Source organism: Pseudomonas sp. GW821-FHT04D07, from assembly GCF_059420225.1.
This window is the reverse complement of record NZ_JBWKTH010000002.1, coordinates 122,353-145,995: the sequence shown is the minus strand read 5'-3', so window position 1 is coordinate 145,995 and position 23,643 is coordinate 122,353. Positions and strand designations below refer to the sequence as shown.

Here is a 23,643-nt window from a genome sequence, read left to right as displayed (position 1 = left end):
TCGACAATATTTCAGTTTGAGGAAGGACCGTGGCGCAGAAAACGGAAGAGGACGACAAGGTTCGGCTGGACAAGTGGTTGTGGGCGGCGCGCTTCTATAAGACCCGTGCCCTGGCCAAGGCGGCGATTGAAAGCGGCAAGGTGCATTGCCGTGGCGAGCGTTGCAAGCCGGGCAAGGAGCCGCGGGTGGGCGACGAGATCCAGATTCGTACCGGCTTCGACGAACGGACCGTGGTGGTGCAGGCGCTGTCGCTGGTCCGCCGCGGCGCTCCTGAAGCGCAGACGCTCTATGCTGAAACCGAGCAGAGCCTGGCCAAGCGCGAAGCCGCGGCGGCTCAACGCAAGGCCGGTGCCTTGGGCCTGACCACCGATGGCAAGCCGAGCAAGAAACAGCGCCGTGATCTGTTCAAGTTCCGTGACAGCGGCGCCGACTAGGGCGCCGTGCGGGAGGGGCTTGCAGCGCTGAGGTTTACCGGACGGGGGCTGTCCTTGTGGGAGCCGGCTTGCCGGCGATGGCGATGCGGGATTCGCCGCCGCTCTCACTGGCCCTGCACGGCCTACAGGATCTTATGCCCTTGACTGGTCGCCATTCGCCCCCATGTTGCTTGGTACAAATCCCGTTTGTTCATAAAATGCTCACTTCCCTGGGCAGAACACCCTTATTCCTACTTCCAGAATCGATACCTATGTCAGACCTACCGGACACCGACTACACCCAGCGCTTCATCTTCGATGACAGCGACACCCGCGGCGAATTGGTGTCGCTGGAGCGCAGCTACGCCGAGGTGCTGGCCAAGCACCCCTACCCGGAGCCTATCGCGCAACTGCTCGGCGAGCTGATGGCTGCCGCGTCGTTGTTGGTCGGTACCCTGAAATTCGACGGCCTGCTGATTCTCCAGGCGCGCTCCGACGGCCCGGTGCCGCTGCTGATGATCGAATGCTCCAGCGAGCGTGAAATCCGTGGCCTGGCCCGTTACGACGCGGAGCTGATCCCGGCCAATGCGACCCTGGCCGAGCTGATGCCCAACGGTGTGCTCGCCCTGACCGTCGATCCGACCCAGGGCCAGCGCTACCAGGGCATCGTCGACCTGGACGGGGAAACCCTGTCGGAGTGTTTCACCAACTACTTCGTCATGTCCCAGCAGGTCGGCACGCGCTTCTGGCTCCACGCCGACGGCCGTCGTGCCCGTGGCATGCTGCTGCAACAGTTGCCCGCCGACCGCCTGCGCGAGCAGGACGAACGCGATGCCAGCTGGCAGCACCTGACCGCCATGGCCAGCACCCTGACCGCCGACGAACTGCTGAGCCTGGACAACGAGACCGTCCTGCACCGCCTCTACCACGAAGAGAGCGTGCGCCTGTTCGACCTCCAGCCGCTGCGTTTCCATTGCAGCTGTTCGCGGGAGCGTTCGGGCAATGCCCTGGTCAGCCTGGGGCTGGAAGATGCCCAGCAACTGGTGGTCGAGCACGGGGGCCGGATCGAGGTCGATTGCCAGTTCTGCAACCAGCGTTATCTGTTCGACGCCGCTGATGTTTCGCAATTGTTCGCCGGTGCTGGCGTCGACACCCCGTCAGATACTCGTCACTAAAACGTTTCAGCGCAGGTAAATCTCCTGTCAAACGACAGAAAATGGGCGTTCTGACAGGAGGACCCTACTTTTTTTGGGCTTTTCTGGCATAATCCGGCCCACTTTTTTCGCGGTAGTAGTGCGCGACTTTCTACTACAAAACGTTTGGAGCACTCGGCCAGTGGCCGACGGGGAATCTCATGACGCAAGCAATCAATGCCGTGTACACCGATCTGAGTGTTGACGATCTGGTAAAAGAAGCCCTGGCTCGTGGTGAAGGCGAACTCGCCGACACTGGCGCGCTGGTCGTGCGCACCGGTCACCGTACCGGTCGTTCGCCGGTCGACCGTTTTATCGTCGAAGAGCCTTCCACCCAGGACGCGATTGCCTGGGGCCCGATCAACCGCAAGTTCCCGGCCGACAAGTTCGACGCCCTGTGGAACCGCGTTGAAGCCTTTATCGGCGAGCGCGAGCGTTTTGTTTCCCACGTGCATGTCGGTTCCGACCCGGCGCACTACCTGCCGGTCAAGATGACCACCGGTACCGCCTGGCACAACCTGTTCGGCCGTTGCCTGTTCATCAACCCGGAAGCCGGCCAGTACAACGCCGGTGGCAAGGACGAGTGGCAGATCCTCAACGTGCCGGAGTTCGAGTGCGTGCCAGAGCGTGACGGCACCAACTCCGACGGCACCGTGATCCTCAACTTCGCGGCCAAGAAAGTCCTGATCGCTGGCATGCGTTACGCCGGCGAGATGAAAAAAGCCCTGTTCTCGGTGCAGAACTTCCTGCTGCCGGCTGTCGACGTGCTGCCAATGCACTGCGCGGCGAACATGGGTGAAGAGGGCGATGTGACCCTGTTCTTCGGCCTGTCGGGCACTGGCAAGACCACCCTGTCGGCTGACGAAAGCCGTTACCTGATCGGTGACGACGAACACGGCTGGGGCGTGGGCGTGGTGTTCAACATCGAAGGTGGTTGCTATGCCAAGTGCATCGACCTGTCCGAGAAGAACGAGCCGGTGATCTGGAAAGCCATCCAGCACGGCGCCGTGCTGGAAAACGTCGTGTTGGACGCCAACAAAAAGGCCGACTACGCCGACGACAGCCTGACCCAGAACAGCCGTGCGGCCTACCCGCGTGAACTGATCGAAAAACGCGCACCGAAAAACCTCGGTGGCGAGCCAAACGCCGTGATCTTCCTGACCTGCGACCTGACCGGCGTACTGCCACCGGTGTCGATCCTCAGCGAAGAACAGGCCGCTTACCACTTCCTGTCCGGCTACACCGCGCTGGTGGGCTCGACTGAAATGGGTTCGGGCGCCGGCATCAAGTCGACCTTCTCCACCTGCTTCGGCGCACCGTTCTTCCCGCGCCCGGCTGGCGAGTACGCTGAACTGCTGATCAAGCGTATTCGTGGTTTCGGTTCGAAGGTCTACCTGGTCAACACCGGCTGGACCGGCGGCGGCTACGGCGTTGGCAAGCGCTTCAACATCCCGACCACCCGTGGCGTGATTGCCGCGATCCAGAGCGGCGCGTTGATTGGCGCAGAGACCGAGCACCTGGACACCATCAACCTGGACGTGCCATTGGCCGTACCGGGCGTCGAGACTGGCCTGTTGAACCCACGCAACACCTGGGCTGACAAGGCTGCCTACGACGAAGCGGCGAAAGCGCTGGCGGGTCTGTTCACCGAGAACTTCAAGAAGTTCGACGTGAGCGACGCGATCAAGGCGGCTGGGCCGAAGTTGTAATCGAGTCTGGTTATCCGCCTCCAGAAAACCGCCCTTCGGGGCGGTTTTTTATTGTGTGGCTGATTTTGCTGTCGATAGCTTCAGGGGTATCCACTTTTGACGGTTTGTGAACGGCTGCGGGATTTTTGCTCATGGGCTGGGTGCTGGTAATCCGTTTGCACTAGCGGATTCCAGTAGTTTAAAGGGATGTCTCAGTATCTCCAGATCGTCCAGTTGCCTGCGCTTCGACTCTGGCAAGGTCTGATACCTGGCCTTGTAACGCAGCATTGTGTCGTAGCCCATGAGCTGAACAGTGGCGGCCAGGTTTTGTGGGTCGTCGGTTGCGGAGAATTCCGGCAGACCTGTTTCCCTGGCCATCTGTGTGGCAGCGAGTAGCTCGAGAGTGGCATGCTTCTCGCACTCCCACGACGCCAGGGATCTGAAGTACAGCAAGGCAATTTTCTTTTCTTCGTCATCCAGTCCGGCAGGGGACAATAGATTGGCAGGCAGGACCTTTTCCGTGTTTAGGCAGGCTTGTTGTTGTGCCTCCATGGCGGCGGTGGCCCTGGCGAAGTCGGCAATAACGAAGCCATGGAAGCGCTGCTCGACGGTTATGGACTGATCGGCGCTGGCTCCAAGGGCCAGTGCGCCAAGGCATCCGATCCAGATTGCCTTAGTACATGCAGCCATTGGCGACTCCTTTCCAGAACTCGAATTGAGCTCGATCGTGTAAGTGCTGCAGTGCCTGGTCATTGGCGATGGTGACGACTCGATTGCGCTGTATTTTCGACCAGGCATGTGTGCTTTCGCTGAAGAGCTTCCAGTCGTATTGGGTGATGTTGAAGGCCGTTTCCAGCGGCACGCTACGGGTGAATAAGCGGGCTATCACGCCACTCGACGTCACGGCTGCACCGAGCTGGGTCATGCGAGTGATTTTGTTGATCTGTTCGATGCTGGCGAGGCTTTGGGCATCGAGTTTCAATTGATGAATCAATGGGCAGGTATACACGGGAGCAGACCTCAACAGTATGAGGTTGCCTTATAACAATATTTATTTTTCGTGCTTAGTATGGCGAGCATCTTTCAGGCAGGGCTTTCGATATTAAAAGAAATAACTTACAAGAAAGTATGCATTTCTTATCCCCAGATGCACGAAAGCCCGCTCGATGAATCGATGCGGGCCTCGGAAGGTGGGCAAATGGTTGACCAGATGCGTTGTGGCTATTTTATCAATCTGCTCGTCCCAAGACAACAAACTTGGCGAGTAATACTTCAGTGAACCCAGTCTTCGTATTCAAGACCTGTAACACGACTGAACTCGCGCAGATTATTGGTGACTAGCTTGCACCCCATGGCTATGGCGTGGCCCGCAATGGCAGTATCATTGCCGCCAATGATTGAGCCGCTATCAGTTAATTGACGTCTTACTTCGATCACTGCGTCCACGGCGCTCTGATCCCACGGTAGGACAGCATCCAGGCGTTTCACAAACTCATCAACCATCGTTTTGTGTCTGGCGGACGCTTTCTTGCCGATCTGTCCGTAGCGCATTTCTGAATAAGTGATCGCAGAAATTACGATTCGGTTATTTCGGCCAACTTCTGCTACCAACCGCTTCAATACGGATTCTGGGCGTTCACGCATGATGAACGAGCAAATGCAGGTATCGAGCATATAGGTGGTCACAGGTTGAACCTACCTTCATCGGTGATGATGTCCGGACGCTCTTGCAGAAAGTCCGTGTCAGCAGCGGGCACTTCTGCCAGCGATTGCCAGCTGGGACGCACGGGGCGCAGGGTGATCACATCGCCATTGCGGGTAATTTCCAGTTCCCCTACACCTTCGTAAGCCATGTCGTTTGGTAGGCGAATCGCCTGATTTTTTCCGTTCTTGAAAATTGAGACTGTGCGCATGATGTCGCTCCTGCATATGTCTAGCATATGCAGAGTAGCATCGGTTTTTTGCATAGGCAAGGCATATGCCTGCTCGAGCATTGTCTGAATTGTCACCTGATTACCTCCAGAAGGGATTTTCTGCGGGCTATTGAGAGGCTGCGTCAGAAAGCCGAATGCAAATATTGAAGGCGCTGATACCTGCTGTGGATCAGCTCTTACCTTCATTCTCGTAGCCAGACTCTCAAAATGGGTTGTGAATTACCCAAGCTAAGTAGGCCATTTCCTATAGAGAAATGGCCTGTCTTTGATGGCGTTACTGAGCGACTTGCCTGCCCAATGCCATCGTCCGCTGCTGGAGCAGTTGCAACAGGTCGCAGCCTTCACGCACCAACAGGTACGCGGCATTGGTGACGTGGGTGAAGTCTTTGTCGCAGGTGGTGATGAGGCTCACACACGTCATGGTTTCCAGCAGGTCGCTGGCCGCTTGAAGGCGTTGATAGGCGCTGGTTTGCAGGTCGTCGAGGCTGGCGTTGGTGTCGATGACCAGGACGGGGATTGTGGTGAAATTGGTGCTGAGAGGGATATAGCGATTTTGAGTATTCATAGGTGTGCGCTCTGATGAGTTCCATTGATCCGCTCTCATCGTGACCAAGCGATGGGTGGCGGACTGTGCACAGGTTGGTCAACCGGCAGAGCGCACCGGCACACCCGAAGGTGTCCTGCACACAGCCGCCATGAAGCGTGCCGGCACGAAACGCGCCTGCAACATCCACTGTGGCGCTAGTGCGCACTCTGACAGGTGACCAAACCCGGTCGCTGAATTGGCAGCGACGGGGCGAACTATAGGAGGCTTCGGCGGGGCAGCGCAAGGCGTGGCGATCTGCTCTCAAGATGATGCAACCGGAAGCACTTTTCACATTGACAGTGCTTGTGGCGCTTGAGCGAGTTGTCCACAGTCCATGGACCGTGGACAAGCGCCAAAATGTGTTCGATCAAACTCAAGATAAAAACAATGTGCGCTTGTTTCGGGTCAGCCGAATTGGCATCGATAGATGGGGCTCGGCAGGAGCGTCAGATTTACTCCGCCGCGCTATACGTCTTCATCGCCGTGCAATAGCGCACCTGCATCTCTTTGCTTTTCTCATCCTGGTCGCGGTCCCAGCGCTTGCCCCATTCGCCGCACTGTTCCTTGAAAAAGACCTCCGCCGATTTGCGACATTCACGGCGCTCGGTGCTGCCGGCGAGGAAGTTGCCGCAGACGCTGGCGTTGTCGATGACGTTGTTGAAGATCCGCCATTTCGCCTGATAACGGTCGCGGCCATCCCATTCGCGAATGCTCACCGTGGCAATTTCGTATTGGCGTGTCTGTCTGGCTTCAGGCGTGTTCAAGTTGGCTTGGTAGCCAGCCAGGTAGCTGGCCGACACCAGGCCCTGGACCTTCGGGGTGGGTGGGGCTGCGGCGTGTGCTACTGCTGCGGGCGCCTGGGTCTGCACCACGACAACCACTTGCGGTGCAGGCGCTGGCACGAGTTTGGCGGTAGGTTCTGGATGCGATACCGGCTCCACTGGCGCTTCGGACGGTTTGGCCGTTTCAATCGGCACTGGCTCAGCCGCCGGCAGTGGCGCAACAGGGATCGGGTGGCTGCTGTTATGGTTGACCGTCATGTAGCCGAGCATGCCCACCAGTATCAGCACCATTATCCATATGCCGTAGGGCTTGGGCTGTGCGGGGCGCGGTACTTTCTGTTTGGCCGGGTGCGATCCCAGCACCACGTCAAAATGTTCGGGGTGCAGGCGTTTGAAACGGATGACGCCATCGTCATCTTCTTGCTCGGGTTGGTGCATGTCGCCGCTGCCTTCCTTGGTGAGTCAGCGGGTTATCGGCGCTTTCTCGTGGGCTTTGAGGGGAGTCGCAGATTAAATCGTTCATCGGCCGTTGGCGAGTAACGACGCCTCCACAAAAATGAAATTTTCCTTTTAAAAAGCAGACGCGTCGGACAAAAAATCGGTATGTTTCCCACCAATTTTTAGGGCGCCATCCGGTGCTCGAGTTTTGCACTTAAAGGGAGTTAAGTATGTCTCTGCTTCGCGTGGCCTCGGTCTTATCGTTGTGTGCCGCCGCCTGGTCGGTCCAGGCCGGGCAATTGCCCATCGAAGTCCTCAGTGCCGTGGTCAAGGATCAGAAGATCGCCGACGCTGAAGTGCTGTTGCAGCGCAACGGCGAGCAGAACGTGGTCGGCAAGACCAACGCCCAGGGCCAGGTCGTCCTCGAGGCCAGCTTCGCCGACGATGCCAGCAACCTGCTGATCATCAAGAAGGCCGGTTATTCCAATCTGGTGGTCAAGTGCCCCTGCAAGGACATGACCTATGCCGTCAGTCCGGTGATGCAGAGCCTCGACGGCCTGCGCGTGGTGCTGACCTGGGGCAAGACTCCGGCAGACCTCGACTCCCACATGATTTTCCCCGGCAACAACATCTACTTCGAGCAGCAGAAGGGGACTGACGCCGAGCTGGATGTGGATGACACCGACAGCTATGGCCCGGAAACCATCACCCTGCAGAAGAAGCACTACGGCGAAAGCTATGTGTATGCGGTGCATGATTACACCAACGCCAACAACCCGAGCTCTCGCCAGTTGTCCAACAGCCAGGCCACGGTATTTGTCTACATGGGGCAGTCCCTGGTCCGTACCTATTACGTCCCCGTCAATCGCAGCGGCAACCTGTGGACCGTGTTCCGTATGACCGGCAACGGTGACTTCCAGGACATCAACACCTTCAGCGGTGTGACCGTGGAGGCCAAGGATGTGTTGAATGAAGTCTCGCCGCTGCTCGACGACAAGGTCGCGGTCGCTGAAGTAGCGGTCAGCTCTACGGCGCAGATCGATGCGAAGGCGCTGAATGTGAAAGGCGAGGCGGCCTACAAGGCGGGTAATCTGGAGCAGGCGATTGCCTTCTTCCGCCAGGCCATCGATCTGAACAACGGCTTCGGTCAGGCCTACAGCAACCTCGGTCTGGCGTATCAGAAGGCCGGTAATACCGCTGAAGCCATTTGGGCCAACCGCAAGGCTGTTGCCCTGGCAGCCGGCAACTCGGCCAACACCGTACGCGCGAGCTCGTACTACAACATTGCCCGTATCTATGAAGACGCCGGGCAGTTCTCCGACGCCCAGCGTCACTACGAGTTGGCCAAGGAACAGAAAGCCAACCCGGTGTACGACACGGCGATCGAGCGGGTAAAAAATCGCTGAATCGCACACTGATGCAACCCCACAACGCGCCCTGTCTGGCGCGTTGTTCGTTTCTGGAGACCGTTCAGGAACGTTGCGTTGGCCGGTAGCTCCCTGTGCATGCCTTGGCCGTCGCGGTTGATGTAATCGATATTTCCACAGGGATGCACCTGTGGATTTGTATCCGGGTATTGGCCGCCGTCGCGCAACCGCGGCCTGCTTTGCGCTAGTCTGGCGCGCCGTAGCAGTTTGTAATGCTTGCCTCGGACCTTTTCTCGCCCGACCGCCTAGGGTTTGTTTATCCACAGCGGTCAACGGAGTGACAGCTTATGCACGACACCCTCCAGCGGGTTTTTGGTTATCCACAGTTTCGCGACGGCCAGGAGGCAGCGATCAGCGCGGTATTGGCTGGGCGTTCGGCTGCGGCGATTTTCCCCACCGGTTCCGGCAAGTCCTTGTGTTATCAACTGCCGGCGCTACTCCTGCCGCACCTGACGCTGGTGGTGTCGCCACTGCTGGCGCTGATGCAGGACCAGTTGGCCTTTCTGCAACGTCACGGTATTGCAGCGGCGAGCATCGACTCAGCGCAGAGCCGTGATGAAGCCAATGCGGTGATGGCCCGGGCCCGCTCCGGCGAGCTGAAGATCCTGATGATTTCCGTGGAGCGCCTGAAGAACGAGCGCTTCCGCAATTTTCTCCAGCAGGTGCAGATTTCCCTGCTGGTGGTGGACGAGGCGCACTGTATTTCCGAGTGGGGCCACAATTTCCGCCCGGACTACCTGAAGCTGCCGGACTATCAGCGCCAGTTCCGCATTCCCCAGGCCTTGCTGCTGACCGCCACCGCGACGCCGAAGGTGATTGCCGATATGCAGGCCAAGTTCGCCATTGCGCCGGACGATGTGGTCACCACCGGTTTCTATCGGCCGAACCTGAACCTGCTGGTGGAATCGGTCGGCGGCCAGGACAAGCATCGTCGGCTGGTGGAGTGGCTGGGCGGGCGCCTCGGGCAGCCGAGTATTGTCTACGTCACCTTGCAGAAGACCGCCGAGCAGATCGCCCAGCACCTGAGCCGCAACGAAATCCCGGCCACGGCCTATCATGCCGGCTTGCCCCATGAGCAGCGGGAGGCGATCCAGAAGCAGTTCATGGCCGGGCAGTTGAACTGCATCGTCGCCACCATCGCGTTCGGCATGGGCATCGACAAGGCCGATATCCGTAACGTGGTGCATTTCGACCTGCCCAAGTCCATCGAGAATTACAGCCAGGAAATCGGCCGCGCCGGGCGCGACGGCCAGCCTTCCGATTGCCTGGTGCTGGCCAACCGCGACAGTCTCAATGTGCTGGAGAACTTCGTCTACGGCGATACGCCGGAGCTGGAGGGGATTCGCCGGGTACTGGACGAGCTGAAGGGGGCGATCCCGGACGGCCAGTGGGAGTTCCTGCTCGGGCCCTTGGCGGACCAGAGCAATATCCGCCAGTTGCCGCTCAAGACCTTGCTGGTGCAGCTGGAGTTACGGGGTTTGATCGCGCCGCGTTATGCGTATTTCGCCGAATACCGTTTCAAGTTTCTAGTGGAACCGGAAGTGTTGCTGGCGAAGTTCGAGGGCGAGCGGCACGACTTTGTCTCGGCGATTATCCAGACCTCCAGTCGCGCGCGGACCTGGGCCACGGTGAATTTCGACGCTTTGTATCAACAGCATCAGGCCGAGCGCGGCCGGGTGGTGAAGGCCTTGGACTTCTTCCAGGAGCGGCGCTGGATCGAGCTGGAAAGCAAGCAGATGACCGAGGTCTACAGCCTGTTGGTCAGCGACTTCGATCCCCATGCCCTGAGCCTGGAGCTGTACGCTTATTTTGCCCAGCATGAGGTCAGCGAGATTGCGCGGATTCACGCGATGCTGGCGTTGTTTGCGACCGAGCAATGCCTGGGCTACCGGTTGGCCCGCTATTTCGGCGACGAGCAGGCGCCTGAGCGCTGTGGGCATTGTTCGGTATGTCACGGACAGGTGGCGTGTCTGCCGGAGCCGCCGGCATTGCCTGCCCTTGATCAGCGCGATTTCCCGGGACTGTGCAGTGGCTTTATCCACAGGCACCAGGAGCACAACGGGCATTCACCCAGTGCGGAGTGCCTGACGCGCTTCCTGTGCGGTATCAGCGTGCCGTTGTTTACGAAGTTGAAGGCGAGGGCGCTATCGGGGTTTTCGGCGCTGGAGGCCTATCCCTATGCCGAGGTGCGGGAGTGGGTCGCGGCGTGGTCCCTGGAGGGGCAGGCACAAACCGCGTAGGCGTTGTTCGAAAGAGCGTCTGCTGTAATTGCCGGGAGCCGTTGGGCTATACCGTCGATATCCGCGGCCGTGGCAAGGTTGATCCTGTACATGAGGGGTCTCCTGAGGGGAGGCGAACCTACTGCATGGATGGCGCCCGGGCTTTCATATTACGCCTGGATTATCGGCGGTTGCAGGCAGGGTTGTGTTGCAGTCAGTTTCCAGACGGCGTGGCCGACAGGTTCTGCCCCACCGCCAGCCCCGCGCGGATCGCCGCCAGTGCCGCCTGATAGTAGGCCTTGCCTTCCGGCGACTCGGCGAAGGTGGTGAACTCTTCCAGCTCCGGGTCGGACAGGCCGCGATAGACGTAGAGCAAGGTGTTATCCAGGTCGTTGCCGATCTGCTCCATCAAGCGTTCGCGCTGGCCGTTCAACATGCTTTGCGCCGCGCCGGCCCCCAGCAGTCCGGGAATCATCGAGCTCAGGCTGTCGGCCGCCACGCCAGCGATGGCCAGGCTGACTTCGGCCCCGGCTTCGCGCGCCGGCAGCGCACGGCCCAGGTGGTTGATCAGCAGGCGCCGGGTGGCGCTGGCGTCGATATGCGGCAGGCCCTTGGCATTCTTGGCCAGCTGGTCGCGGCGGGTGGCGAGCAATTCGGCGGAGATAATCTTGCGTCCCAGCGGTGACTGGAAGAACGCCAGGGCCGGTTTCGGATTGTCGAGGTTCTGGCGTAACTGGGCCTCGGCCCGCTGGTCCATGGCCTGGGGCGCGAAACGCTGGTTGCTGTTGTTCACCAATGCGTCATAGACCGCCGGCGGCAGGCTGTTGCGGTACTTCTGCTGGGCCGCGCTCAGGGCATCGTTGAAATGCGCGCGTTGTTCCGGCCAACCGGCGACCCGATACAACTGGTCATGGTTGTCTGCCCAGGCGGGCAAAGTGCAGAACATCAACAGCGAAAAAAGCAAACGGCGCATAGGGACTCCTGTCTACAGCCGGCTATTGTCCTGGCGAGCGCGGTACTTGTCGAGAATTCCTGTAAGTCGTTCGGGTGGCTCTGTCGGATTTCCGGGCATCTGGATACTATGCGCGGCATGCACATTCCCTCTGATCACCCGCTGCTGTTACGTATTGTCGACGACCTGGCCGAGCGCGGCTGGTCGCAGCAGAACATCTTCCTGCCACAAGCGCTGACCGTCGCCCTGGCCGCCGAGTGCCGCCTGCGCGCCGCCGCGGGCGAGTTGGCCCCGGCCGGAGTGGGGCGCGGGCCGGCCCAGGAAGTCCGCGAGGCGATTCGTGGCGATCATATCCAGTGGCTGGAGCCGGGCCAGACCGGGCCCTGCGATGAATACATGGGTTTGATGGAGAGCCTGCGCGAAGCCCTCAATCGTGGGTTGTTCCTGGGGATCGAGGACTTCGAAAGCCATTTCGCGCTGTACCCGCCCGGAGCCTTCTACAAAAAGCATGTGGACCGTTTTCGTGACGACGACCGACGGACGGTCTCGGCGGTGATCTACCTGAACGACGCTTGGTTGCCGGAGCACGGCGGGCAACTGCGCATGTACCTGGAAGGCGGTGTGGAACATGACGTGGTTCCGACCGGCGGTTGCCTGGTGCTGTTCCTCTCGGGCGAGGTGCCCCATGAAGTCTTGCCGGCGACGCGCGAGCGCCTGTCACTGACCGGTTGGTTTCGTCGGCGCGGAAGTGATCCGTTCCCATGATGCAGAAGATCCTGGTCAGTCGCTGCCTTCTGGGGCATCTGGTTCGTTATGACGGCGGGGCCAGCGGGCCTTATGCGCAGTTGTCCCAGTGGCAGGCCGAAGGGCGGGTGGTGCCTTTGTGTCCGGAAGTGGCCGGCGGCCTGCCAACGCCCCGTGCGGCGGCGGAAATTCCCGGCGGGCAGGGCGCGCAGGTTCTGCAGGGGCTGGCCCGGGTGATCACCAACGAGGGCGAAGATGTCAGCGACGCCTTTCTCTCTGGCGCGGATCAGGCGCTGGAGTTGGTGCGGCGGCATGACATCCGTATCGCGGTGCTCAAGGCCAACAGCCCGTCATGTGGCAACCTGTTGACCTACGACGGGACCTTCAGCGGGGTGAAGGTTCGCGGCGAAGGCGTGACGGCGGCGTTGTTGAAGCAGGCCGGCGTACAGGTGTTCAGTGAGTTGGAACTGCCTGAAGCCCTTGTCGCCCTGCAGCGCCTGGAACATCCCTCGGCGCCATAGCGAGCCGACTCACTGCTTCGGTGGCTGGGTCGCATCCATGCCGAACCACTTCTGCGAAAGCGCCGCCAGGCGTCCGTCCGCCCTCAGGCGCTGCAATGCCTTGTCGAGGCTGGCCTGGAACGCCGGATTGCCTTTCTGAAACGGAATCGCCAGGGTCACTATCGGCGCCTCGGACGCATCCTGCGTGACGGCTAATGTATTTCCACCCATGGCAAACGGAACCTGCGTCGGCTGCGCTTCCTTGTGCACCAACCATTGCGCACTGGTGTAACCATAAGGTTCGCTGAAGTCGTAACGTTTTTGCAGTTCTGCAGTCATAGGCATGTGGTTGATGGCGACATCGTATTTGCCCGTCTCGACGCCTTGCAGCAAATCGGCGGCGTCGGTGGGGACGAATGAGGCTTGCACGTCCAACTCCCGGGCCAGTTGTTCGCCCAGTTCGACTTCGAAGCCGGTCAGGCGACCGTCTTCGCTGAAGCCGAAGGGCCGCATGTCGCCTTCCAGGGCGATGCGCAACTCGCCCCGGTCGTTGACGTCATCAATCAGTTCAGCCTGGACGAAAGGGCTGGCGAGGGGCAGTAAAAGTAATAGGCCAGGCAGAAAACGCATGGTCGCTCCCGAATTGGAATACAAATATGTACCGTGCCGTTCAGGCACGTTTTGCTATGTTGTTGAGTGCCTTGGACCACAAATCGCCACAAAGTTGTCTTAACCGTACCGAAATTGCGGAAAACTGGAGAAGTTAATGAAAACCTTAGTATCTCGTGTTGCGTTGGCTACTGTTTTGCTGGGTTCTTCGATGCTGGCGGTTGCGGATGATCTTCCGCGTATTGCGGCGCCCAAGGACGCCAAGGTCTTTATCGTTTCGCCGAAAAACGGCGCCACGGTCGACAAGACCTTCACGGTCAAGTTCGGCATGAAGGGCTTGGTGCTCAAGCCGGCCGGTGACCTTACCCCGGACTCCGCTCACCATCACCTGCTGGTCGACCAGAAGGCCCTGCCGGACCCGGCCTTGCCGATCCCGGCGAGCGACACCGTGATCCACTATGGCAAGGCCCAGACCGAGACCCAGCTGACCCTGACCCCGGGCAAGCACACCTTGCAACTGGTGGCGGGTGACAAGGGCCACATGCAGTTCAAGCCGACCGTCGCTTCGAAAGTCATCACCGTCAACGTGAAGTAAACGCGCGAAAGAAAAAAAGGGAGGCCCTTGCAGGCCTCCCTTTTTTCGTCCAGCGCTTGAAGCTTAGAACAGCACGCGGGAACGGATGGTGCCGTTGATGTGTTGCAGCTTCTCTTGCGCCAGGTCCGAGTACTCGGCGTCAACGTCGATCACCACGTAACCGACTTTCTCATTGGTCTGCAGGAACTGACCGGAGATGTTAATGCCGTTTTCCGCGAAGACCTTGTTGATTTCACTCATCACACCCGGGATGTTTTCGTGGATGTGCAGCAGACGGTGCTTGCCAGGGTGAGCCGGCAGGGCCACTTCTGGGAAGTTCACCGACGATACCGAAGTACCGTTGTCGCTGTACTTGACCAGCTTTTCCGCGACTTCAAGGCCGATGTTGGCCTGGGCTTCGGCGGTCGAGCCACCGATGTGCGGGGTCAGGATCACATTGTCCAGGCCGCGCAGCGGGCTTTCGAACTCTTCGTCGTTGGAGCGTGGCTCCACCGGGAAGACGTCGATGGCCGCGCCGATCAGGTGCTTGTCCTTGATCGCGTTCGCCAGGGCGTTCAGCTCGACCACGGTGCCGCGAGCGGCGTTGATCAGGATCCCGCCTTTCTTGATCGCGCGGATTTCCTTCTCGCCGATCATCCACTGGGTTTCCGCGGTTTCCGGAACGTGCAGGGTGACGATATCGGACATGCCCAGCAGGTCGCTCAGGTTCGAGACCTGGGTGGCGTTGCCCAGCGGCAGCTTGGTCAGGGTGTCATAGAAGAACACCTGCATGCCCAGGCCTTCGGCGAGGACCGACAACTGCGTACCGATCGAGCCGTAACCGATGATCCCCAGCTTCTTGCCGCGGATTTCAAAGGAGTTGGCCGCGCTTTTGATCCAGCCACCGCGATGGCAGGAAGCGTTCTTCTCGGGAATGCCGCGCAGCAACAGGATCGCTTCGGCCAGCACCAGCTCGGCAACGGAGCGGGTATTGGAGTACGGGGCGTTGAACACGGCGATGCCGCGCTCGCGAGCCGCGTTGAGGTCGACCTGGTTGGTGCCGATGCAGAAACAACCCACGGCGACGAGCTTCTTCGCGTGATCGAAGATTTCCTCGGTCAGTTGAGTGCGGGAGCGAATGCCGATGAAGTGTGCATCGGCGATCTTTTCCTTCAACTGGGCTTCTGGCAAGGAGCCAGTGAGGTACTCGATATTGACGTACCCGGCGGCCTTGAGGACGTCGACGGCGGATTGGTGGACGCCTTCGAGAAGAAGGAACTTGATCTTGCTCTTATCGAGAGAAGTCTTGCTCATCTGCGTAAACCTGTGTCCCGGAGAAAAATGGCAGGGAAATGGACAGCTTGAGCTGACCGCGCGGCGTGATCGCCGGCACCGCAGATCGGCCTGATAGCACGCTTCTGCGGGGGGCGTATGCTAGCATATGCGACCCGCAAACACTCATTCTGCGACGTGAAGCGTCCTCAGGATGACCATGAATAGTTCGAGAGTTCTGTCGATGACCCATCCTGCCCTGATTGATGAGCTGAAGACCCTGGTTGAGCCTGGTAAGGTCTTGACCGATGCTGACTCCCTGAATGCTTACGGGAAGGATTGGACCAAGCATTTCGCTCCCGCGCCGACGGCCATTGTATTTCCGAAGACCACCGAGCAGGTCCAGTCCATTGTGCGCTGGGCCAACCAGCACCAGGTCGCGCTAGTGCCATCGGGCGGTCGTACCGGCTTGTCCGCCGCCGCGGTGGCGGCCAACGGTGAGGTGGTGGTGTCCTTCGACTACATGAACCAGGTGCTGGACATCAACCTCACCGATCGTACCGCCGTCTGCCAGCCGGGCGTGGTCACCGAGCACTTGCAGAACGTTGCCGAAGAAAAGGGCCTGTACTACCCGGTGGACTTCGCCTCGGCCGGTTCCAGCCAGATTGGCGGCAATATCGGCACCAATGCCGGCGGAATCAAGGTGATTCGCTACGGCATGACCCGTAACTGGGTGGCCGGTATGAAGGTAGTAACCGGCAAGGGCGATGTGCTGGAACTGAACAAGGACCTGATCAAGAACGCCACCGGCTACGACCTGCGCCAGCTGTTCATCGGTGCCGAGGGCACTCTGGGTTTTGTGGTCGAAGCCACCATGCGCCTGGACCGCGCGCCGAAGAACCTGACCTGCATGGTCCTCGGCACCGCGGATTTCGACTCGATCATGCCGGTGCTGCATGCGTTCCAGGGCAAGCTGGACCTGACCGCCTTCGAATTTTTCTCCGACAAGGCCCTGGCCAAGGTCCTCGCGCGTGGTGACGTGCCGGCACCGTTCGAAACCGACTGCCCGTTCTACGCCCTGCTGGAGTTCGAGGCGACCACTGAAGAAGTGGCCAACCAGGCCCTGGAAACCTTCGAGCACTGTGTCGAGCAGGGCTGGGTGCTGGACGGCGTGATGAGCCAGAGCGAAACCCAGTTGCAGAACCTCTGGAAGCTGCGCGAGTACATCTCCGAAACCATTTCCCACTGGACACCGTACAAGAACGACATTTCGGTCACCGTGTCGAAAGTGCCGGCTTTCCTCAAGGAAATCGACACCATCGTCGGCGAATACTACCCGGACTTCGAAATCGTCTGGTTCGGTCATATCGGCGACGGCAACCTGCACCTGAACATCCTCAAGCCGGAAAACCTGAGCAAGGACGAGTTCTTCGCCAAGTGCGCTACCGTCAACAAGTGGGTGTTCGAAACCGTCGAGAAGTACAACGGTTCGATCTCCGCCGAACACGGCGTGGGCATGACCAAGCGCGATTACCTGACCTATAGCCGTTCCCCGGTTGAAATTGAATACATGAAGGCGATCAAGGCGGTGTTCGATCCGAACGGGATCATGAACCCGGGCAAGATCTTCGCGGTTTGAACCTGAAGCCACTGATGACAAAGACCAGGAGTCGGTAATGAGCTATCAGCACCAGTATGTTGACGGTACCCGCATTCACTTCCCTCTCGGCAAGGTGGTCTGCATCGGCCGCAATTACGCCGAGCACGCCAAGGAACTGGACAATCCGGTGCCGACCGAGCCGCTGCTGTTTATCAAGCCGGGCAGTTGCGTGGTGCCGATCGAGGGTGGTTTCAGCATCCCGGCGGACCGTGGTTCGGTGCATTACGAGGCCGAGATTGCCGTGTTGATCGGCAAGCCGTTGTCCAACAAGCCGAGTGTTGAAGAGGTGCTGGATGCGATTTCCGGGTTTGCGCCGGCTTTGGACCTGACCTTGCGCGACAAGCAGGCAGAACTGAAGGGTAAGGGGTTGCCCTGGGAAGTTGCCAAGTCGTTCGACGGTGCCTGTGTGCTGGCGCCGTTCGTGGTCGGCAGTACCTTCCCGGACCTGACCCGGATCGGCATTCGCCTGACCATCAATGGTCAGGTTTGCCAGGACGGGATCAGCAGCGACATGCTCAATCCGATCGTGCCGATGATCCAGTACATGGCGGCGTGTTTCTCGTTGCAGGCCGGCGATGTGATCCTGACCGGTACGCCGGTGGGCGTCGGTCCGTTGAATGCCGGGGATGAGCTGGTACTGGAATTGCCAGGCGCCAGCAGCTTCAGCAGCAGCGTCCGTTAATCCCGACGCCCCCCCTGTAGGAGCGAGCTTGCTCGCGATGATGGCACAGACACCGTGGGGCATCAGGCGCCCCGCGTTATCGTTAACGCCCATCGCGAGCAAGCTCGCTCCTACAGAGGGGGCGGTGCTTGCCTCAGACCTTGAGGGTCTTCACGCCTTCGCTGGTGCCCAGCAGCAGCAGATCCGCCGGACGCGCCGCGAACAGGCCGTTGGTGACCACGCCGACAATCGCATTGATCTGGCTTTCCAGCTCCACCGGGTTGGTAATCCGCAGATTGTGCACATCCAGGATGATGTTGCCGTTATCGGTCAACACGCCTTCGCGATACACCGGATCGCCCCCCAATTTCACCAGCTGACGCGCCACATGACTGCGGGCCATCGGGATGACTTCGACCGGCAGCGGGAAGGCGCCGAGCACTGGTACCAGCTTGCTGCCGTCAGCGATGCAGATAAAAGTCTTGGCCACGGCCGCGACGATCTTCTCGCGGGTCAGGGCGGCGCCGCCCCCCTTGATCAGGTTCAGATGCGCGTCGCTTTCGTCGGCGCCATCGATGTAGAACTCCAGGTCGCTGACGGTGTTCAGCTCATAGACCGGAATCCCGTGGCCCTTGAGGCGCGCGGCGGTGGCTTCGGAGCTGGCGACCGCGCCGTCGAACGCACCCTTGTGTTGCGCCAGGGCGTCGATAAAGCAGTTGGCGGTGGAGCCGGTGCCCACGCCGATGACGCTTTTGTCATCGAGCTTGGGAAGGATGAAGTCGACAGCGGCTTGGGCCACGGCCTGTTTGAGTTGATCCTGGGTCATGCGGGCTCCGAAAGCGGGCAGGGGATGTGCGAAAGGTCGGCATTATAAGCGTCAGGGCAGGCAAGGTCATTGTCCGTTTGGCCGCAGGTGGCGCTCCCTGGCAAACAGGTGGGCCAGGCAACAAAACCTCAGGAACCCTGTGGTCGTTGCCGCAAGCGCTGGGTTAGACTCCTCGGTCCCTGTCCACACCCGCCAGCGATGCCTTCCGATGCTTGAACAGTACGTCAAGAAGATCCTCACCTCGCGCGTCTACGACGTTGCCGTGGAAACCCCGTTGCAGACCGCTCGCCAGCTCTCCGAGCGGCTGGGCAACAAGGTCTGGCTCAAGCGCGAAGACTTGCAGCCGGTGTTTTCCTTCAAAATTCGTGGGGCCTACAACAAGCTGACCCAACTCAGCGATGTCGAGCGCGCGCGCGGCGTGGTCACGGCTTCGGCTGGCAACCATGCCCAGGGCCTGGCCCTGGCGGCCAAGGTGTTGGGGGTCAAGGCCATTATCGTGATGCCCAAGACCACGCCGGAAATCAAGATCGAAGGCGTCCGCTCCCGGGGTGGCAAAGTGGTGCTGCATGGCGATTCCTTCGCCGAAGCCCTGGCGCATTCGCTGCGGCTGGTCGAGGAAAAGGGCTACGTCTACATCCACCCCTACGATGATCCGCACACCATTGCCGGGCAGGGCACCGTGGCGATGGAGATTCTGCGTCAGCATCCGGGCCCGTTGGATGCGATCTTCGTTCCGGTCGGCGGTGGCGGCTTGATTTCCGGTATCGCCGCCTATGTGAAGTACCTGCGACCGGAGATCAAGGTGATCGGCGTCGAGCCGGATGACTCCAACTGCCTGCAACAGGCCATGGCGGCCGGTGAACGGGTGATATTGCCCACCGTGGGGCTGTTCGCCGACGGCGTGGCCGTGGCGCAGATCGGCCAGCACACCTTCGATATCTGCAAGGACTATGTCGACGAGGTGATCACCGTCAGTACCGATGAGATCTGCGCTGCCATCAAGGATATCTACGACGATACCCGCTCGATCACCGAGCCGGCCGGCGCCCTGGGCGTGGCGGGGATCAAGAAGTACGTCGAGTCGCGCAAGATCAGCGGGCAGACCCTGGTGGCCATCGACTCCGGCGCCAACGTCAACTTCGACCGCCTGCGCCATGTCGCCGAGCGCGCCGAGTTGGGTGAAGGCCGCGAAGCGATCATCGCCGTGACCATTCCGGAACGGCCGGGCAGTTTCAAGGCGTTCTGCGAGGCCATCGGCAAGCGCCAGATCACCGAATTCAATTACCGTTATCACACTGGTCGCGAAGCGCATATTTTCGTCGGCGTGCAGACCCACCCCGACAGCGATCCGCGTAGCGCCCTGATCGACAGCCTGACCGAACAGGGCTTCCCGGTGCTCGACCTGACCGACAATGAGCTGGCCAAGCTGCATATCCGCCATATGGTTGGTGGCCATGCGGCCCATGTCAGCGACGAAATAGTGCTGCGCTTCGAATTCCCGGAGCGTCCGGGGGCGTTGTTCAACTTCCTCAACAAGCTCGGCGGCCGCTGGAATATCTCGATGTTCCACTACCGCAACCATGGCGCCGCCGACGGCCGGGTGGTCGCGGGCCTGCAGGTGCCGGAGGACGAACGGCATCTGGTGCCGGCGGCGCTGGCGGAAATCGGCTACCCGTATTGGGACGAAAGCGATAACCCGGCGTATCGCTTGTTCCTCGGCTGAAACGCGTTGGATGGCTGCTAAGCTGATGGGCAAGCCCGGTTCCCGAGGACGCTACAAAATCCTGTAGGAACCTGGCTTGCCAGTGATGAGGCCCGTAAGCCTTGTGTTGCCCGTGCGGGCGCCATCGCGGGCAAGCCAGCTTCTACAGGGGTTGCGTTCCACCTGTTGCTTGATAGCTGCTCGAAAGTTGATCGCAAACACCAAGGAAACGATGAAATGGAAACCCTCACTGCCTTGAAACTGCTTCACGGTGCGGCGCCGGTGCTTTTGCTCGGCAGCGCGCTGGCGGTGACGATCAGGCTTTGGCGCGGACGCCGTGCCGGCGATGCGACCCTTCAGAATCACACCTTGCAGCGCCCCTGGTTCTTCGTCTGGGCACTGATGGCGCTGTGCCTTGCGGTGCTGCCGGTCAGCGGCTGGTGGCTGGTGCACCTGGCCGGTTGGCCGCTGGGCCAGACCTGGCTGTTGGGTTCGAGCGTGCTCTATACCCTGGGTACCCTGAGCTGGGTGTGGCTGGTGGTGCGTCTCAATCGCCTGCGCCGTGGCATGACGGCGCGGCATCCAGGGTTCACATTGGCCCTGGCGATTTTCACGGCTGTCTGTTTTGTCGCCATTGCGGGCCTGATGGGCGCGAAACCGGTTTAAACCGTCAGGCCGGGGAGTTGCCATGAAGGTGCTTCTGGTGGGGGCCACGGGTTTCGTTGGTCGTCATTTGCTGGCTGCGTTGCATGCCGCGGGTCACGAAGTGATTGCCACCAGCCGTGGTCATCACCTGCGCTCGATGCCGGGTGTCGAATGGCAGGTGCTCGACCTGGGTCGGTTGGCCGAGGACTCCAAGCATTTCATCCTGCCCCACGGTATCGACCTGCTGATCAATGCCGCTGGATTGCTCAGCGTCGATGAGCAGGCACTGCGCCTGACCCAGGACCTGGGCACTCGGGCGTTGTTCGACCTGGCGGCGCGCCGGGGCGTGCGGGTGCTGCATATTTCCGCGCTGGGCGCCGGCGAGCAGCCGGATGTGCCGTTCCTGGCGAGCAAGGCGGCGGCGGATGATTACCTGATGGCGCTCGGCGTGCCGGCCGTGGTGCTGCGACCCTCGTTGCTGGTGGGCGCTGGCGGGGCCAGTAGTGCCTGGTTGGCGCGGCTGTCGCCGTGGCCGCTGATTCCCCTGCTGGACCTGCAGGCCCGCTTGCAACCGCTGCATATCGACGACCTGTGCGCCGCCGTGCTGGCCCTGCTGCGGCATTGGCCGGCGCACTCCCTGGTGTTGCCGCTGGTGGGGCCGCAAGTGCTGACGCTGGCGCAGGTACTCGATCAGATGCGTGCAGCCCAGGGGTGGGCCCCCGCGCGCTACGTGAAGGCGCCGGGGATCCTGGCGCGGGCCGGCGCCTGGCTGGGTGAGCGCCTGGGCTGGCGGGTGTTGAATCGCCAGAGTCTGCGCATGGCCCAGCGCGACAATGTCGCCGACCCCGAAGCCTTGGCCACGGTCTGTGGTTACCGGGTCGCGCCGCTGTCGAGCCGTCTGCTGGACTGGCCAAACGCCGGCCAGAGCGTCCAAGGGGCGCTGCGGCCGTTAATGCTGGCGGTGATGCTGTTGATCTGGCTGGGCACGGCGGCGGTTTGCCTCGGGCCGGGCTATGACTGGAGTCTGCGGATCATGGCCGAGGCGGGTGTCAGCGGCCCGCCCGCAGTGTTCGCGGTCTACGCCGGGGCGCTGTGCGACGGGTTGCTGGGCCTGGGGATGCTGTTGCGCCGCACGCGCAAGTGGGCGTTCCGGGCGCAATTGCTGTTGATGGGGGCCTACACCCTGATTATCAGCTTTATGCTGCCGCACTACTGGTTTGACCCTTATGCTGCCGTCGCCAAGAACCTGGTGCTGATGGTGGCGACCCTTTGGCTGCTTTGGACCGAACCGCGTCGATGAGTGCTTACCTGCTGCTGAAAACCCTGCATATCCTGTCTTCCACCATTCTCTTCGGCCTGGGTGCCGGTTCCGCCTATTACGCCTTGCGCGCCTGGCGCACGGGTCGGGTCGAAGTGATCGCGGTGACCTTCAAGCACCTGGTGTTCGCCGACTGGGCCTTTACCACCACCACGGCGGTGTTCCAGCCATTGAGCGGGTTGGGGTTGATGCACCTGGCGGGTTGGCCGATCCAGCAAAGCTGGCTGATGTGGAGCCTGGGCTTGTTCGTGTTGGCGGGGATCTGCTGGTTGCCGGTGGTCTGGCTGCAGATCCGGGTGCACAGGATGGCCGAGCAGGCCTTGCACGAGGGAACGGCGATGCCGATCCAGGCCGAGACTTATATGCGCGGGTGGTTTGTCCTGGGCTGGCCGGCGTTTTTGTCGTTTATGGCGATTTTTTATCTGATGGTCGCCAAGCCGGCCTGATCTGACACCGAGTCGCCTGCTTCGCGGGCAAGCTCCGCTCCCACATTAGATTTGTGTCGTGCGCAGAAGGTGCGTACGGCTTGGGACCTGTGGGAGCTGGACCTGCCTGGTCTGGGACCGAGTCGCCTTCTTCGCGGGCAAGCTCCGCTCCCACATTAGGGTTATGTCGTGCGCAGAAGGTGCGTACGGCTTGGGACCTGTGGGAGCTGGACCTGCCTGGTCTGGGACCGAGTCGCCTGCTTCGCGGGCAAGCTCCGCTCCCACATTAGGGTTATGTCGTGCGCAGAAGGTGCGTACGGCTCGGGACCTGTGGGAGCTGGACCTGCCTGGTCTGGGACCGAGTCGCCTTCTTCGCGGGCAAGCTCCGCTCCCACATTAGGGTTATGTCGTGCGCAGAAGGTGCGTACGGCTCGGGACCTGTGGGAGCTGGACCTGCCTGGTCTGGGACCGAGTCGCCTGCTTCGCGGGCAAGCTCCGCTCCCACATTAGGGTTATGTCGTGCGCAGAAGGTGCGTACGGCTCGGGACCTGTGGGAGCTGGACCTGCCTGGTCTGGGACCGAGTCGCCTGCTTCGCGGGCAAGCTCCGCTCCCACATTAGGGTTATGTCGTGCGCAGAAGGTGCGTACGGCTTGGGACCTGTGGGAGCTGGACCTGCCTGGTCTGGGACCGAGTCGCCTGCTTCGCGGGCAAGCTCCGCTCCCACATTAGGGTTATGTCGTGCGCAGAAGGTGCGTACGGCTTGGGACCTGTGGGAGCTGGACCTGCCTGGTCTGGGACCGAGTCGCCTGCTTCGCGGGCAAGCTCCGCTCCCACATTAGGGTTATGTCGTGCGCAGAAGGTGCGTACGGCTTGGGACCTGTGGGAGCTGGACCTGCCTGGTCTGGGACCGAGTCGCCTGCTTCGCGGGCAAGCTCCGCTCCCACATTAGGGTTATGTCGTGCGCAGAAGGTGCGTACGGCTCGGGACCTGTGGGAGCTGGACCTGCCTGGTCTGGGACCGAGTCGCCTGCTTCGCGGGCAAGCTCCGCTCCCACATTAGGGTTATGTCGTACGC

At 60.7% G+C, this 23,643-nt stretch carries 24 protein-coding genes; 14 read left to right on the top strand and 10 right to left on the bottom strand.

The annotated features are described in order from the left end of the window. The first annotated feature begins 29 nt into the window (after positions 1–29). The 3 genes from AC07T0_RS04240 (at position 30) to AC07T0_RS04230 (ending at position 3,315) form a co-directional block, all read left to right on the top strand. The gene (locus AC07T0_RS04240) at positions 30–434 is read left to right on the top strand and encodes an RNA-binding S4 domain-containing protein (RefSeq protein ID WP_495000003.1); all 405 of its coding nucleotides are present in this window, start codon (positions 30–32) and stop codon (positions 432–434) included. 251 nt (positions 435–685) lie between these two features. Next, a complete protein-coding gene (hslO, locus tag AC07T0_RS04235) occupies positions 686–1,588 on the top strand; it encodes an Hsp33 family molecular chaperone HslO (RefSeq protein WP_495000002.1) in 903 nt (300 codons plus the stop codon). Positions 1,589–1,767: 179 nt separating this feature from the next. Further along, complete coding sequence (locus AC07T0_RS04230; protein ID WP_495000001.1) at positions 1,768–3,315, top strand: phosphoenolpyruvate carboxykinase; 1,548 nt, start codon at positions 1,768–1,770, stop codon at positions 3,313–3,315. A 129-nt stretch (positions 3,316–3,444) separates the two neighbouring features. Here the strand turns inward: AC07T0_RS04230 and AC07T0_RS04225 are convergent, their stop codons facing one another. The 6 genes from AC07T0_RS04225 to AC07T0_RS04200 all read right to left on the bottom strand — a co-directional run bounded on the left by AC07T0_RS04225 (position 3,445) and on the right by AC07T0_RS04200 (position 7,034). Continuing rightward, positions 3,445–3,984 carry a hypothetical protein gene (locus tag AC07T0_RS04225; RefSeq protein WP_495000000.1) on the bottom strand — a complete coding sequence of 180 codons (540 nt, stop codon included), beginning with the start codon at positions 3,982–3,984 and terminating at the stop codon, positions 3,445–3,447. Continuing rightward, positions 3,968–4,276, bottom strand: coding sequence for a hypothetical protein (locus tag AC07T0_RS04220; RefSeq protein ID WP_103497973.1), 309 nt, complete (start codon positions 4,274–4,276; stop codon positions 3,968–3,970). Before AC07T0_RS04220 ends, AC07T0_RS04225 begins: the two co-directional genes overlap by 17 nt. 290 nt (positions 4,277–4,566) lie before the next feature. Continuing rightward, a complete protein-coding gene (locus tag AC07T0_RS04215; RefSeq protein WP_494999999.1) occupies positions 4,567–4,980 on the bottom strand; it encodes a type II toxin-antitoxin system VapC family toxin in 414 nt (137 codons plus the stop codon). Then, the gene (gene vapB / locus AC07T0_RS04210) at positions 4,977–5,207 is read right to left on the bottom strand and encodes a type II toxin-antitoxin system VapB family antitoxin (RefSeq protein ID WP_103497971.1); all 231 of its coding nucleotides are present in this window, start codon (positions 5,205–5,207) and stop codon (positions 4,977–4,979) included. The genes AC07T0_RS04215 and vapB overlap by 4 nt, the downstream gene beginning before the upstream one ends. Positions 5,208–5,502: 295 nt before the next feature. After that, a complete protein-coding gene (locus AC07T0_RS04205; protein ID WP_494999998.1) occupies positions 5,503–5,793 on the bottom strand; it encodes a hypothetical protein in 291 nt (96 codons plus the stop codon). Positions 5,794–6,266: 473 nt separating this feature from the next. Next, on the bottom strand, positions 6,267–7,034 hold the full coding sequence (locus tag AC07T0_RS04200; protein ID WP_494999997.1) for a hypothetical protein: 768 nt from the start codon (positions 7,032–7,034) through the stop codon (positions 6,267–6,269). Between the two features lie 230 nt (positions 7,035–7,264). Between AC07T0_RS04200 and AC07T0_RS04195 the strand changes: the two genes are divergently transcribed. Continuing rightward, on the top strand, positions 7,265–8,440 hold the full coding sequence (locus AC07T0_RS04195; RefSeq protein ID WP_494999996.1) for a tetratricopeptide repeat protein: 1,176 nt from the start codon (positions 7,265–7,267) through the stop codon (positions 8,438–8,440). A 308-nt stretch (positions 8,441–8,748) separates the two neighbouring features. Next, positions 8,749–10,701, top strand: a complete 1,953-nt coding sequence (locus tag AC07T0_RS04190; protein ID WP_494999995.1) for a RecQ family ATP-dependent DNA helicase — start codon at positions 8,749–8,751, stop codon at positions 10,699–10,701. 193 nt (positions 10,702–10,894) lie between these two features. Here AC07T0_RS04190 and AC07T0_RS04185 read toward each other — a convergent pair whose 3' ends face one another. Beyond that, positions 10,895–11,653: a DUF2059 domain-containing protein gene (locus AC07T0_RS04185; protein WP_494999994.1), complete on the bottom strand. Its 759-nt coding sequence runs from the start codon at positions 11,651–11,653 to the stop codon at positions 10,895–10,897. 108 nt (positions 11,654–11,761) lie between these two features. Between AC07T0_RS04185 and AC07T0_RS04180 the strand changes: the two genes are divergently transcribed. Together AC07T0_RS04180 and AC07T0_RS04175 are read left to right on the top strand one after the other, a co-directional pair. Beyond that, positions 11,762–12,397, top strand: coding sequence for a 2OG-Fe(II) oxygenase (locus AC07T0_RS04180; RefSeq protein ID WP_494999993.1), 636 nt, complete (start codon positions 11,762–11,764; stop codon positions 12,395–12,397). Further along, positions 12,397–12,897 (top strand): 2-thiouracil desulfurase family protein, encoded by a 501-nt coding sequence (locus AC07T0_RS04175; protein ID WP_495000289.1) that lies wholly within the window; start codon positions 12,397–12,399, stop codon positions 12,895–12,897. The genes AC07T0_RS04180 and AC07T0_RS04175 overlap by 1 nt, the downstream gene beginning before the upstream one ends. A gap of 9 nt (positions 12,898–12,906) precedes the next feature. Here AC07T0_RS04175 and AC07T0_RS04170 read toward each other — a convergent pair whose 3' ends face one another. Next, positions 12,907–13,506, bottom strand: coding sequence for a transporter substrate-binding domain-containing protein (locus AC07T0_RS04170; protein ID WP_494999992.1), 600 nt, complete (start codon positions 13,504–13,506; stop codon positions 12,907–12,909). 136 nt (positions 13,507–13,642) lie between these two features. Here AC07T0_RS04170 and AC07T0_RS04165 point away from each other — a divergent pair, with 136 nt between their 5' ends. Then, positions 13,643–14,080 carry a DUF4399 domain-containing protein gene (locus tag AC07T0_RS04165; protein ID WP_494999991.1) on the top strand — a complete coding sequence of 146 codons (438 nt, stop codon included), beginning with the start codon at positions 13,643–13,645 and terminating at the stop codon, positions 14,078–14,080. 63 nt (positions 14,081–14,143) lie between these two features. Here AC07T0_RS04165 and serA read toward each other — a convergent pair whose 3' ends face one another. Next, the gene (gene serA, locus AC07T0_RS04160) at positions 14,144–15,373 is read right to left on the bottom strand and encodes a phosphoglycerate dehydrogenase (RefSeq protein WP_494999990.1); all 1,230 of its coding nucleotides are present in this window, start codon (positions 15,371–15,373) and stop codon (positions 14,144–14,146) included. Between the two features lie 202 nt (positions 15,374–15,575). On the opposite strand from serA, the gene AC07T0_RS04155 reads away from it, so the two are divergent. Together AC07T0_RS04155 and AC07T0_RS04150 are read left to right on the top strand one after the other, a co-directional pair. Further along, positions 15,576–16,970: an FAD-binding oxidoreductase gene (locus AC07T0_RS04155; protein ID WP_495000288.1), complete on the top strand. Its 1,395-nt coding sequence runs from the start codon at positions 15,576–15,578 to the stop codon at positions 16,968–16,970. Between the two features lie 37 nt (positions 16,971–17,007). After that, positions 17,008–17,673: a fumarylacetoacetate hydrolase family protein gene (locus AC07T0_RS04150; protein ID WP_494999989.1), complete on the top strand. Its 666-nt coding sequence runs from the start codon at positions 17,008–17,010 to the stop codon at positions 17,671–17,673. Positions 17,674–17,806: 133 nt separating this feature from the next. Here the strand turns inward: AC07T0_RS04150 and rpiA are convergent, their stop codons facing one another. Beyond that, positions 17,807–18,478, bottom strand: coding sequence for a ribose-5-phosphate isomerase RpiA (gene rpiA / locus AC07T0_RS04145; protein WP_494999988.1), 672 nt, complete (start codon positions 18,476–18,478; stop codon positions 17,807–17,809). 139 nt (positions 18,479–18,617) lie between these two features. Between rpiA and ilvA the strand changes: the two genes are divergently transcribed. The 4 genes from ilvA to AC07T0_RS04125 all read left to right on the top strand — a co-directional run bounded on the left by ilvA (position 18,618) and on the right by AC07T0_RS04125 (position 22,589). Beyond that, the gene (gene ilvA, locus AC07T0_RS04140; protein WP_494999987.1) at positions 18,618–20,201 is read left to right on the top strand and encodes a threonine ammonia-lyase, biosynthetic; all 1,584 of its coding nucleotides are present in this window, start codon (positions 18,618–18,620) and stop codon (positions 20,199–20,201) included. A gap of 216 nt (positions 20,202–20,417) precedes the next feature. After that, positions 20,418–20,846 carry a DUF2269 domain-containing protein gene (locus tag AC07T0_RS04135; RefSeq protein ID WP_494999986.1) on the top strand — a complete coding sequence of 143 codons (429 nt, stop codon included), beginning with the start codon at positions 20,418–20,420 and terminating at the stop codon, positions 20,844–20,846. A gap of 22 nt (positions 20,847–20,868) precedes the next feature. Further along, a complete protein-coding gene (locus tag AC07T0_RS04130; protein ID WP_494999985.1) occupies positions 20,869–22,125 on the top strand; it encodes an SDR family oxidoreductase in 1,257 nt (418 codons plus the stop codon). Further along, entirely contained in the window at positions 22,122–22,589 is a 468-nt protein-coding gene (locus AC07T0_RS04125) for a DUF2269 family protein (RefSeq protein ID WP_494999984.1), read from the top strand. The genes AC07T0_RS04130 and AC07T0_RS04125 overlap by 4 nt, the downstream gene beginning before the upstream one ends. Positions 22,590–23,643 lie beyond the last annotated feature (1,054 nt).

Bases quoted from the DNA above. Each gene is read 5' to 3' on its own strand.
- hslO (WP_495000002.1), top strand. From the start codon at position 686: ATGTCAGACCTACCGGACACCGACTACACCCAGCGCTTCATCTTCGAT.
- AC07T0_RS04200 (WP_494999997.1), bottom strand. From the start codon at position 7,034: ATGCACCAACCCGAGCAAGAAGATGACGATGGCGTCATCCGTTTCAAA.
- AC07T0_RS04150 (WP_494999989.1), top strand. From the start codon at position 17,008: ATGAGCTATCAGCACCAGTATGTTGACGGTACCCGCATTCACTTCCCT.
- serA (WP_494999990.1), bottom strand. From the start codon at position 15,373: ATGAGCAAGACTTCTCTCGATAAGAGCAAGATCAAGTTCCTTCTTCTC.
- AC07T0_RS04190 (WP_494999995.1), top strand. From the start codon at position 8,749: ATGCACGACACCCTCCAGCGGGTTTTTGGTTATCCACAGTTTCGCGAC.
- vapB (WP_103497971.1), bottom strand. From the start codon at position 5,207: ATGCGCACAGTCTCAATTTTCAAGAACGGAAAAAATCAGGCGATTCGC.
- rpiA (WP_494999988.1), bottom strand. From the start codon at position 18,478: ATGACCCAGGATCAACTCAAACAGGCCGTGGCCCAAGCCGCTGTCGAC.
- AC07T0_RS04180 (WP_494999993.1), top strand. From the start codon at position 11,762: ATGCGCGGCATGCACATTCCCTCTGATCACCCGCTGCTGTTACGTATT.
- AC07T0_RS04130 (WP_494999985.1), top strand. From the start codon at position 20,869: ATGAAGGTGCTTCTGGTGGGGGCCACGGGTTTCGTTGGTCGTCATTTG.
- AC07T0_RS04170 (WP_494999992.1), bottom strand. From the start codon at position 13,506: ATGCGTTTTCTGCCTGGCCTATTACTTTTACTGCCCCTCGCCAGCCCT.
- AC07T0_RS04225 (WP_495000000.1), bottom strand. From the start codon at position 3,984: ATGGCTGCATGTACTAAGGCAATCTGGATCGGATGCCTTGGCGCACTG.
- AC07T0_RS04175 (WP_495000289.1), top strand. From the start codon at position 12,397: ATGCAGAAGATCCTGGTCAGTCGCTGCCTTCTGGGGCATCTGGTTCGT.
- AC07T0_RS04135 (WP_494999986.1), top strand. From the start codon at position 20,418: ATGGAAACCCTCACTGCCTTGAAACTGCTTCACGGTGCGGCGCCGGTG.
- AC07T0_RS04155 (WP_495000288.1), top strand. From the start codon at position 15,576: ATGACCCATCCTGCCCTGATTGATGAGCTGAAGACCCTGGTTGAGCCT.
- AC07T0_RS04185 (WP_494999994.1), bottom strand. From the start codon at position 11,653: ATGCGCCGTTTGCTTTTTTCGCTGTTGATGTTCTGCACTTTGCCCGCC.
- AC07T0_RS04195 (WP_494999996.1), top strand. From the start codon at position 7,265: ATGTCTCTGCTTCGCGTGGCCTCGGTCTTATCGTTGTGTGCCGCCGCC.
- AC07T0_RS04125 (WP_494999984.1), top strand. From the start codon at position 22,122: ATGAGTGCTTACCTGCTGCTGAAAACCCTGCATATCCTGTCTTCCACC.
- AC07T0_RS04205 (WP_494999998.1), bottom strand. From the start codon at position 5,793: ATGAATACTCAAAATCGCTATATCCCTCTCAGCACCAATTTCACCACA.
- AC07T0_RS04165 (WP_494999991.1), top strand. From the start codon at position 13,643: ATGAAAACCTTAGTATCTCGTGTTGCGTTGGCTACTGTTTTGCTGGGT.
- AC07T0_RS04230 (WP_495000001.1), top strand. From the start codon at position 1,768: ATGACGCAAGCAATCAATGCCGTGTACACCGATCTGAGTGTTGACGAT.